The 10696-nt window shown below is 54.9% G+C and carries 12 protein-coding genes; 6 read left to right on the top strand and 6 right to left on the bottom strand.

Annotated features, from left to right (window positions below; translation table 11 throughout):
• The 5 genes from VM163_06525 to VM163_06545 form a co-directional block, all read right to left on the bottom strand.
• Nucleotides 1–882, bottom strand: an 882-nt coding sequence (locus tag VM163_06525) for a hypothetical protein (protein HUT03528.1), incomplete at its 3' end; no start/stop codon positions are given.
• Nucleotides 879–1271 carry a J domain-containing protein gene (locus VM163_06530; GenBank protein HUT03529.1) on the bottom strand — a complete coding sequence of 131 codons (393 nt, stop codon included), beginning with the start codon at nt 1269–1271 and terminating at the stop codon, nt 879–881. The genes VM163_06530 and VM163_06525, both read right to left, overlap by 4 nt.
• A 9-nt stretch (nt 1272–1280) precedes the next feature.
• A complete protein-coding gene (locus VM163_06535) occupies nt 1281–2117 on the bottom strand; it encodes a hypothetical protein (GenBank protein HUT03530.1) in 837 nt (278 codons plus the stop codon).
• A gap of 285 nt (nt 2118–2402) precedes the next feature.
• Nucleotides 2403–3611, bottom strand: coding sequence for a site-specific integrase (locus VM163_06540; GenBank protein ID HUT03531.1), 1209 nt, complete (start codon nt 3609–3611; stop codon nt 2403–2405).
• Nucleotides 3502–4263 (bottom strand): hypothetical protein, encoded by a 762-nt coding sequence (locus VM163_06545; GenBank protein HUT03532.1) that lies wholly within the window; start codon nt 4261–4263, stop codon nt 3502–3504. The genes VM163_06540 and VM163_06545 overlap by 110 nt, the downstream gene beginning before the upstream one ends.
• Nucleotides 4264–4460: 197 nt before the next feature.
• Here VM163_06545 and VM163_06550 point away from each other — a divergent pair, with 197 nt between their 5' ends.
• The 4 genes from VM163_06550 to VM163_06565 all read left to right on the top strand — a co-directional run bounded on the left by VM163_06550 (nt 4461) and on the right by VM163_06565 (nt 7654).
• Nucleotides 4461–4670 carry a hypothetical protein gene (locus tag VM163_06550; GenBank protein HUT03533.1) on the top strand — a complete coding sequence of 70 codons (210 nt, stop codon included), beginning with the start codon at nt 4461–4463 and terminating at the stop codon, nt 4668–4670.
• On the top strand, nt 4667–4801 hold the full coding sequence (locus VM163_06555) for a hypothetical protein (GenBank protein HUT03534.1): 135 nt from the start codon (nt 4667–4669) through the stop codon (nt 4799–4801). Before VM163_06550 ends, VM163_06555 begins: the two co-directional genes overlap by 4 nt.
• Before the next feature lie 403 nt (nt 4802–5204).
• Nucleotides 5205–7025, top strand: coding sequence for a hypothetical protein (locus VM163_06560; GenBank protein ID HUT03535.1), 1821 nt, complete (start codon nt 5205–5207; stop codon nt 7023–7025).
• Complete coding sequence (locus VM163_06565) at nt 7022–7654, top strand: hypothetical protein (protein HUT03536.1); 633 nt, start codon at nt 7022–7024, stop codon at nt 7652–7654. Before VM163_06560 ends, VM163_06565 begins: the two co-directional genes overlap by 4 nt.
• A 761-nt stretch (nt 7655–8415) precedes the next feature.
• Here VM163_06565 and VM163_06570 read toward each other — a convergent pair.
• Nucleotides 8416–8544 carry a hypothetical protein gene (locus tag VM163_06570; GenBank protein HUT03537.1) on the bottom strand — a complete coding sequence of 43 codons (129 nt, stop codon included), beginning with the start codon at nt 8542–8544 and terminating at the stop codon, nt 8416–8418.
• A 111-nt stretch (nt 8545–8655) separates the two neighbouring features.
• On the opposite strand from VM163_06570, the gene VM163_06575 reads away from it, so the two are divergent.
• Both VM163_06575 and VM163_06580 read left to right on the top strand, forming a co-directional pair.
• A complete protein-coding gene (locus VM163_06575; GenBank protein ID HUT03538.1) occupies nt 8656–8979 on the top strand; it encodes a hypothetical protein in 324 nt (107 codons plus the stop codon).
• Nucleotides 8966–9454 (top strand): retroviral-like aspartic protease family protein, encoded by a 489-nt coding sequence (locus VM163_06580; protein HUT03539.1) that lies wholly within the window; start codon nt 8966–8968, stop codon nt 9452–9454. Before VM163_06575 ends, VM163_06580 begins: the two co-directional genes overlap by 14 nt.
• The last annotated feature ends 1242 nt before the right edge of the window (nt 9455–10696 follow it).

Raw genomic sequence — 10696 nt, forward strand, 5'->3', positions numbered from 1 at the left:
TTCCGGCGCAAGGGGTTGCCACAAGGCCCCCCGCAAGGCCAAAACCTCCTGCCCCCAATTCGATATGGCCGCATCCCCTATGACGTCCGGCGACAGCTGACGACGAATGAGCAGCCCCAGCAGCTCCTCCCTCAACTTCCGCTTGCTCCCTTCGAGCGTTGTAGCTAGGTCCGCCAGCGACTCCTCGTCTGCCACAAGTTGCTCTCCCAGCTTCGTATCAACACTCGCGAAATCTTCAAAGCCACCAACAACAAACGCGCCACTGCCAGGCTGCTCCCCGCCACGCGCACTCGCATCCTCAGAAATCGTGCGAACGAAGTCCTTCAGCAGACCCGCCCAGTGTCGAATCTGACCAACCTCGAGGCCATGTTCCCTCGCCATCCTCCTCGACAGCCTGCGGCGACCAAACGCCCAAAGCGAGGATACACGAAGCGCCAAAGCCGGGTCCTCGAGCGCGATCGCCGATTCAAGGAGAAACTTGACCGACCGCCCCATATTCAGGGACATAACCTCCCAAACTGGCTCCTCGGCACCATGAGGTTCTTTCTGAGGTGCGTCAACCCACCCCTGTCTTGCAAGCGACGACGATGCCCGCCGAACCTCAGACCGCTCCTGTCCCTTCCTGGACAACTGCCTTCTGCCTTCGTTGATTCTGCGAAGCTTCTCGGCAAGGTCCTTCATCCTGCTCCTGAACTGTGTCGCCATTGAGAACCTCTCATGGTCAAGAAAAAGAAACTTGAGGCACGCCTCGACGGTCTGGTCCGCCTCATTCCAGGCGGCACTGGCTTGACCATTCCGAACCGGCGCTCCGGCCTCCTGCGCGCTCCAGAAATCGGCGCTGCCCAGCACATCGCACACCGTCTTCAGTTCGGAGCTGTTCATTGCGGTTCTGGGACTTGGTGTAGAATGGTAAGGAGTGATTGAATGAGGCTATCTCTGCCAACCTCAATCGGTTGCTCGAGCTTGAAGAGCTCGAAAACCTCTGCCCGTCCCGGGTAGTTGAACAAGTTGTCCAATACCTTCTCCGAAAGAAACGGTTTTTGCACACGGAGGGCGCCGCCGGCCTTCGACCTAAGAAAAGCATCTACCAGCCGACGCTTCTCCTTGTTCATCAAGAGCTGGAAAGCCTCGTTGATCTCCTGAGCCCTTTCCGGGAAGAGCTCGTTGGGAAACCGCAGTATCAAGTCCCGCCTCGCTCGCCGGATATCTACAACATCGGCGTTGTGTCTAACGCCCAGCACCTCATAAGGATCGATCTCTAAAGTGAACAAACCAAAACCTCAGTTAGATATTGCCTCAAGAACCTCTTTCCCAAGCGCATTGTCTGGGTCGATGCGGACAAGGTTGGCGAGCTCCAGCTTTCCTCTTGCCCAGCTCCCAGCCTTCAAGAACCTCGCGGCGAAGTACATGTATTTTGCAGCCAGATAGTCCTTGTAAGCGCCGTCCGGATACGCTTTGTTCAGAGCTGTCCAGATCTCGATTAGTCGGCTCCAGCTCTTCTCGATCTCCACCAATGAGCTCAGCGACGTCTTCTGAGTCTCGAGAATGGCGAGCGAGTGCAGGGCAAAGACGTTGTAGCTGTCAACCTGTAGCGACTGCTTCAGAACATCAGCCGCCTGCTCATACTGCTCCTTGGCGATGTGATTGTATGCTATTCTTAGATAGGATTTCATCAGGAGGTCTCGCACCCATAGATTGCGGGACGAAGCGTAAAGATTCGAGAGCATCTCAATTGCCTCCTGTCCCCTGCCCTGATTGAAGAGCTCCATTGCCTGCCACGCAGCAAGTATAGCTGGACGAGGAGCCGAGGACGCCTCCGCCAGGTCTTTGAACCGCTGGACATCAACACCCACTCGGCCATGTCTGTCGCAATTGCACAGCGAAATGACAAGAGCAACCAAATACGCATCTTTTGGGCCCGGCTCAAGCCTCGACAGCGACTTCGCAAGCCGCTCACACAAAGGCCGGTCAGCGCACCCTGATAGCACGAGCAGAGCGGCCTGACAGACCAAACCCACGCTCGAGTCCCCTGATGAGACAGAAGCCTCAATCTCGGAAACCGCACCGGCAGCGCCCGAGCTGCCCATTGCCTCCTGTGTTCTCTCCAGAACAGACATCACTTGCTCAAAAGCCCCTTACTCTTCACTGGAGCCTACTAATACTGTCCCTAAGATTTATTCGGGAGTTATAGGTCAATCTTGCTCGAACGTCAAGCCTTGAGTTAAGAGGAGTTTTCGTAACCGTGCCCGGGCCTGCTCAACTGACGGCGTTCTTCCCGCATCCCCGCAAGGGGATGAACGTGGGAAGGCTGCTATAAGGCTCGCGCCCGGGGGGATTTGAACCCTCGACCTGCGGATTAGGAATGCAGGCACCAGTGTTGCAAAGGTAGCCATATAGCGGCACTATGGAAGGGCTAAAGCGCGATGTGTGCCCAATGTGTGTCCTTCCCCAACACGCACACCCTCCAGTGTGTCATCTACTACATCAGATTGTTGGTCGAGTTTTGGCAGGTTATCGACCGCACGCCTCAAACGGTCCTGACTTGATGCGAGGTATATCAGCGTTTGGGGAATCTCGGCATGACCAAGCAAGTCCCTCACGGTGATCAAATCCGCGCCCTCAGTAAGTAGTGCAGTCGCATAGCACCTTCGGAGATCGTGAAATCGAAAGTTCTCCAGCTCCGCCAGACGAACGGCCGTCATAAAGCTGTGCTTGAAGGACCCAATAGAGAACACGAGATCGGATGTGCGATTGATACTCTTCAGGATGATAATAGCTTCTGCGTTGACAGGAACGATCCTAGACTTATCACCCTTGCCATGTCGGACTGTTAAGGTTCCCCCTTGTAGATCGAGATCATCCCATCGAAGAGCATGTAACTCTCCAGACCGCAGGCCACTCAGAAGAGCCAGTTTGACGAGAGGCAGGAGCAGCGGTTGAGAGCTTTGTGAACACGCATGGAGAAGACGCACTCGCTCGTCTTGCGAGAGGAACCGAACACGATGTCGTTCTCTGAAAGACTTGACCTTCCCGGCAGGATTGTCCCCTGAAAGCAAGCCCCACTGGATTGCCTTGTTGACACAGTGCCTCAGTAGTGCGAGCTCTCTGTTGCAGGTCGCCTGCATCACCCCCTCGTCAATGCGCCGCTGTCGATAGATCTCGATCTGCTCAACGGATAAACTACGCACCCGCTGGTCCCCAAGATGTTCACACAATCGCTTGGCGGAATAGGTGTCCCTGCGATAACTGGACGCGGCCTTTGCAGTCGAGGCCCAGGGCAGATACTTGTCATAGAGAAGAGAGTGAAGCGTCATTCGACCAGACCCTCTGACGCCCAAGAACGTGCCTCGCAAAACTTGCGATCGACGGTCCTCAAGAATCATTATTGCCCGCCGTTTGGAGTGCGTCTGGCAGCTCTCGCGAACTCGCCCTCGAGATGTCGCATAAGACATCCACCAGACCTTACCTCGTCGATAAAGACCTCGAACCCCGCTGTCGTTCTCACTCATGCGGACGACCTCGATGCCCCTGTCGATTGGCAGCTCGCCGACATGTATCAGAACAACATCGAGCACCGTGCTGCACCGGAAAATACTGGCCGCATTTCTCATTCTCGCACACGCCTATTCGCCGGAAGCCGCGCCAGCGGTCGAGCCAACTAGGCCTGTCATCCTTGCCCATCGCCTGAAGACCCCGCAATACGACAAGCAGTCGCCAAGACGAGCGCGGCACCGAAGGCCGATACCCTCGTTGACTAAACAACACCCTGTCGAACCACCAGCCCCCATCACGCACCTGATACGCCAGCAGGAGAAAAGGATAATGCCGATCAGTGCATAGCTTCTCGGCCGGAACTGCGTCCTTGACCGCCTCACATACAACCTTCCCGTCCCTCGTCACGTCCAACAGGCGCAATCCAGGCGAAAGATGATAGAGACTTGGGTCAATCTCTATCTGCCGCGCCGGAAGCCTGTAAGGAACTGGCAGGTGGCTTTGAATGAGGCGCTTGAGTTCCGCCCAGTTACCGCCCGGCGGAATAGGCACTCGCTCGTGAAACTCATCGGATATCTCACTGCTTTCGGGGTCGAAGAACGACTCGGCATCTACCAAAAATTCAGAGTCCTGGTCCTCGGTCGGCAGCCAGCAAACGGCCCGCCTCAGTTCCTCGTGCATGCCCCGCGTGTATATCCTTGAGCACCGAACCCAATGCTGCTTCCAGCTAGCACCCGTAGGCAGAAATCCCAGGCCGACTTGATCATACAACAGACCTTATCCCCCCCCTCGTCAAACCGCTCATAAAGCCGCTCCTAGTGCTCACAGTTGGCGACATCCCAACCCGTCGTGTCCCGGTTAAGAACCCACATTCGACAGCATCGTCTCGAGGGAAGACTATCAAGGTATGAACAGCATTTGTCAAACGGCATTGTCAATTTTCACATCTAACTAGGGAGGATACGGCTATGCAGAAAGACCTAACACAACCACGATACATGAGCGTTTCTATCGCCGCAAACTACATGTGTTTGAGCGAGAGAGCCTTACGTTGCAAGATCGCGATGAAAGATGTCCCTGTCTCGAGAATCGGCCACACCATTCGACTGGATCGGCTTAAGATCGACAAGCTGCTTGAGCAGAACGCGGTTCCAGCTGTCAAGCGAGACCGCCGGTGAGCTCAACCGATCCCAACGAAGAGTCCATCGTTGTCCAGCCGGGCCTGGTGATTGCCACCCTCGTGCCCTTACTCGACGCCGAGGGGAAGCCGATTAATCTGTTCGACTTCTTGTTGAAGGATGAGGAATGAGACAGTGCTAAATGCGCAGGATCTTGCCGACCGATTATGCTGCGAGAATCCGGCCTGTATTTGCCACAGAAAAAGTGTGCAGCGACTTACACATTGCCCCGGGCACACGGACAGCACACCCTCCCTTAGCGTTCAGGAAAAGGACGGGAAAGTGCTATTCCATTGCTTCGCAGGTTGCACTCAGGAGCAGGTTCTCGAAGCGCTCACGGCACGCGGACTTTGGGGAAAAACGTCAAGGGGTGCGCTAGGTGCGCAGATCGGCCATGCGCACACTCCGGGCCGCAATAGGAGCCAAAAAACCATAGGTGCGCAGGAGCAACCCCAAAGCTCTATAAACACACATATAAATTCGGGGTTGTCGCTAGTCCAATTGGCATCTGCCAAACGCATCCCGATCGAGAGGTTGAAAACGTGGGGTTTGTCTGAGGGCAAATACCGAGGAGCAGCTTTCGTCAAGGTCCCCTACCGCGACATCGGGGGTGTGCTTGTTGGTGTCCGTTATCGCATATCGCTTCAAGGTGATCAGTTCCGATGGCGTTCAGGCGATCATCCTCATCTCTATGGCCTCAGCAGGCTCAACGGATTCCCTGGGGACTACGTTCTCTTGGTTGAAGGCGAATCCGATTGTTGGACCGCGTGGCTACACGGCATCCCTTGCCTTGGGATACCCGGTGTGAGGACTTGGCGAGACGAGTGGGCTGCCCACCTAAAAGGCAAGCGAGTCTATCTCTGGCGCGAGCCTGATGCGGCAGGAACTACTCTTGTCAATACCATCGGTCAGTTCTTGCCTGACCTTCGGGTGATTACTGCACCGCCGGGCATCAAGGACCTATCAGCTCTTCATTTGAGCGGGCAGGACGTGAAGAAGGTTCTTGGCCAGCTCATGAAAGAGGCCACGTCGTTCGCCCAGATTAGAGAGCAACAGCAAGCTGACCAGAACAAAGCCTTCAGAAAGAGGGAGGCCGAGGTGCTTGCTCGTCTTGGGACACGGAACATCGGGGAGCTGATGTTGCGAGGCCTCAGGCAGGCGGGCAGTGTCGTCCACAACGATGTAGCTGCACTTGTGCTCATCCTGAGCACCACTCGGCATTTCCAACGACCGGTGAATCTTCGGCTTGTTGGGCCTTCCGGGACGGGGAAGTCTTCGATCGTTGACTTCGCGCTGAAGTTCTTGCCCAAGGGTTCGGTCCTCAGCTACACCAGAATCAGTCCTGCAGCACTCTCATATTTCAAGGGCGGATCGCTCAAGGGCAAAGTGCTATTTGTAGCTCAGGGCGAGGGCAGCGATAGTGCCGCCTACAACATCCAGATGGCTACGGACGGCTCACTGAGCCTTCTCACAACCACAAAGGATAAGAGCAGTCGCATCACTGGGCAGGAGATTAGAATAGAGGGCCCTGTGCTCTTCATCACGACCAGCATAACCCCTGAGTCCGAGGAACAGAGCTGTTCTCGCATCTGGGAAATTGCTCTTGAGGCCGATGAGCAGATCAACCACAAGATAGTGAATTCGTGCTTTGCCGAGGAGCTTCCGGGTGGAGATGATGCCGAACTATTGCGAGACTTCATGGGCGTTGTCTCTGACCGAGCGAAGACTGGCGAGCCACGATTAGAGCCCCGCTTCGCAGAAGCCCTCGCGGGCCTGCTCGAACCGTTCTGCTCGGACCCCAAGGTTAATCGCTACGCATTCCACCTTCGATCAGCTATCAAAGCCGCCAATCTTTGTCTGCCACATCCGCCCGAACTCGCTGGCCTGGAAGCTTACAATCTCATCTATGATTTACTGGCGCCGGTCTTCAGCCGCGCGTTCTCCGGAATGTCCCCCCAGATTCATAAGATCATCTCAGCGCTCACCAAACGTGGAGCTCTCGACAAGGAGAGTGCGCTCTCCGCGAATGAGATAGCGAAGCTGTTATCGGACCACGTGCGAACCGTGCAGGCCTGGTGCAAAGCAGGCTTCGACAGGGGATTCCTGCAGCGATACCGTGAAAACCGAGCCAAGCCTTTCCGCTATTGGGGTGCGCAGATAAGCATAGCTGAGAGCTCTTCCGGCACATATAGGCTGCCTACTCCTCTTGAGGTAGAATCATGTATGTGTGTAGAGAGCTTTGGGGTTACTGCTGCGCACCCCCATAGTTCTGGCTCTGATGGCAGCCAAACCCGTGCGCAGGGCACATCTGCGCCCCCTGCGCCCAATAGCATCGAAAAGGAGGCAATCACATGAACATTTGGGCCGAAAACATTGCGAAGATCGACGCCGAATATACACCTTTCGGGCATGGGAAATTAGCAACCGCCAGACCACGTCATACCGGCAAGACCGGGACACTTGACTTGGCCAACGTCTCAAATCCTAAGTCCGACCTGAACTGTGGCGACCTTCGATCTCGAGACCAGCTGTTGGGCATGACCGAGCAGGAGTTCGCAGCATCAGGACTGATAGTCACCATCAGCACGAAGCACGGCACGCTGTATCTCATTGCAAGCCATCGCTTTGCCGACCAGCTGCCCGAAGGTTCAGTATGGCTCACCGGCCAGGAGGTGCTGCATCTCAAACGCCTCGAACTCAGTACCGCCGGGTGTTATCGCATTGCGAAGGTGAAGTGTCTTTTGAGGGCACAAGTGGTTGCTATATCCGACCACGGCCTGCTCCTTGAGTCACCTCTTCACGAGCACCCCATCAACCTACTTCCAAGAGCGCCCAAGAAACGACCGCTCCCGAAAGATGATGAGCCGACCACTATGACTGTCGCCGAAGCTGAGCTGCTCGCAAATCTTACTGACAAGGATATTCACCAGGTCCTTCAGGTAGTCCGCATGTTCGGACGCCTCACTGACAGGAACCCGAACTAAGCAATGCCCAGAGACGCGAGATTGCACGAGGATGGCGAGAGCTCCGAGAAGCCACAAGCATCCTCCCCTGAGATCCGTAATCAATCACCTGCTCCCAAACGATCGCCTCGAAACCGGCGAGGCAAGAAGGTCAGACGACAGCAACTCCTGCGCAATAAGGATAGACGCACGTCCCGAGCCTCCCATGAGTTGACCCCCTCGCCCGCACGGTATATGCTCGAGAAGCATATTAATGCTGGCCGAGCATGTTCAGAACAAACGAACTACACTGTGAACATTCACATCTTTCACGCGGTTATCACGCTCTGCGTATGCTGCATCATAGTGAACGTATTCGCTCTCATAGGGCAGATTCGCGAACGGAAACACGACGACCCGTTTCCCCGCAAGGACAGCGGAACCCGCTCATAGCACAAGTCGCCGGTCCCTCCGTAGTCCGACTTTGCGATACTCCGTTAGTCAGGCTCCAGCAGCACGAAAGTCGGGGTGCACAACTGTAACCTCTCCAGGCTCTGTCGCACTTCGTTATACGTATCACAATCCTCAATCCACAAGAGCTTCTCCCACGCAACCTTGTTGCGGTAGGCCGGGAAGGAAACGCTACGCTTCCCTGGCCCTCGAGGGCGGGCGCTCAAGCGGCTGATGTGCAGGATCGATCGCACAACCCTAAGACATGAATCAAGGCGGCGGCTATGAAGGAGGGTGTGGGAACTCATTCATAAGATCGAAAGGTCGCTGGGTCTCAGCCGTCATAATGCGCACTAGATTCGTGGGTCTGCGGAGAGGTTGTTGAGGATAAACTCGCTGAGAATCCTGAAGTCGTAAATGCGAGACGCCGAGATGCGGTAGGGCGAGTGACACGGCATACCATAGGATGCGTTTCCGAACATTCCTGACGCTTCGATGGTTCTAGGATCGGACGGGAGAATTGCCAACAATTTCCGTTGACAAGCGCCCTATAGAAGGCGTAATGTCCGCGGGGATGGCAGACGAGGAGTCCATTGATCGTTGATTGGTGGAATTGGATTAAGGAGGATGCGGTCATGTCGTTATCAGATGAGTCACTCGACATTGAGGAGCAGTTCTTTGCTGACCATTTGTCTGAGTGGTTGGCCATAGACGACCTCAGGGGCAAATGGGCGCTTATCAAGGGCAGTGAACTTATCGGCGCATTCGATAAATATGAAGAGGTGATCAGAGTAGCGGCTGATAAGTTCGGCGTTGAACCGTATATGATATCCCAAATAATCCCTGAGCAGACTGAAGTCACAACCACGCCGATAATGATAGGTCTGCTATTCGGTTGCTCTCATGCAGGAGTATGAGGCCAAAGCGAGTACATATAGAAGCGGCCCCGTAGCGCTAACGCGGGAAGGCGCTAATATAAAAGTCAGAGTTAGGCCTCCAATGTCACATTCGCTTGCATTGAGTAGAGCTGGACGTGCCCCCAAGAAGAAAAGCGCGGTCATTAAGAAGGCTCAGATAGATACTGGCGCGACAATTACATGTATCCGAGATGCAATAGCACAAGAACTGAGCCTAAAGAAGGTTCGCTCTGTTAAGATATATACGGGCGAAGGCACAGTAAAATGTCCCATTTATAGCGCAGAACTGGGTTTCGGGCCATTCAAATTCTTTATGAGTGTGGTGGGCATTCCAGCAAGACACCAAAAGCTCGACTTCCTTATCGGCAGAGACCTATTAGAAAAGTTCTCATTTCTGTATTCAGGACCAGCGCAGGAGTTCTTCTTATGTCGTGGAGACATCAAATTGAATGTTACAGTGCCGGATAAGAAGTGAGAAGTACTCAGGATCGATTTCGCTCTATCGACTCTATGCCCTGAGCATGGCCTTATTCCGCGGCATTCTGCGCAATCTCGCCCATCCAAGCCCGTTGCGTCATGTCGGCATGAGTTGACGGCGAGAGAGACCCCTCAGGTTCGCGCATTTGATAGACAATATGACGCGCCCCCCCAATGTAACGTTCTCTCAAAACCTTACATTACCGCGTAACTCGTCTTCCACAAGCCGATCTCGTTCTCTCCCTGCCGCGCCTGCCCTGCCGCTCCCTCGCAGAGCTCTCCTGGCCCAAAGGGCAGTCGGAATATGGCTGTCGCAATTCGTATCTATTTCAACCGAGCGAGCCCTAAGCAAGGAGAGCGTTCCCCGAGTTAGCGAGCGTGCTACCCGACTTCGGGAATCCCAACACCAAAAATTCCTCACCAAAGAATATCCCGCCGTAGTTTTTTCCCAATCTGCCAAAAACTTCTCGCGCGAAAGAGCCCCTATACGCCACATATACGTCAGCATGTAATCTGAAGTGAACATTCTTCTCATCGGATATAGAACATGAGCGGCAAAGGGCCACGTTGGCCGGCCACTCACAGCAGGAACCCTGTTCTTAGTCTCCGACGCTAATGTACAACTACGTTTGGAGAACGTCTGCTACCTGGGGTGGGGAAGTATGCCACTAGCCTTCTCCGAGCTTCCGGAAACCACCAGTGTTGTGGGCTGACGTGCTGTGGGGTGAGCGTGTGAGGCAGAAGGATGGATACGGGGGACTGAGCGTCCCCCTCGCATAGTAGCGCTGGTGTATGCTTTGATGGCGGACGGGAACACACGTCGTGCGGTGTCCCTCGCGTGTAGCGTTGCGAGTGCTTCTCGTTCGGCGTGTGTGGTATGTCGTCGGGAACATGGGATGCGAAGCGCATCCTGGTCTTGTGCAAGCCCAAACCCTTCAGGCTTATGTCCCCTTAGGAGAAGGAAGGACTGGTCGGCTCCGCCTCCGAGGTGTTCGGGCGATTAGGGACGCCCTCTAGTTCCCGAGCTTCGCAAGTTCAGCTCTTGCCCACCCGTGATAGGTGAGCATGTTAAGCGATGCGTTGAGCGTGTTCCCACGAGCATAGCGAGAAGAAGGAGGCGCTCCGTTAGAGTTCGCGCAGGCTAACGAACGCGCTCCACTTCAGGAGAAACTAAGGATGGAGGGCGGATAGTTGGGTTCCGATAACGCTGTTATCGAGAACCAACACGTAAAGATTTGGC

The sequence above is a fragment of the bacterium genome (assembly GCA_035527515.1).
In the GTDB taxonomy this organism is placed as follows: Bacteria; B130-G9; B130-G9; order B130-G9; family B130-G9; genus B130-G9.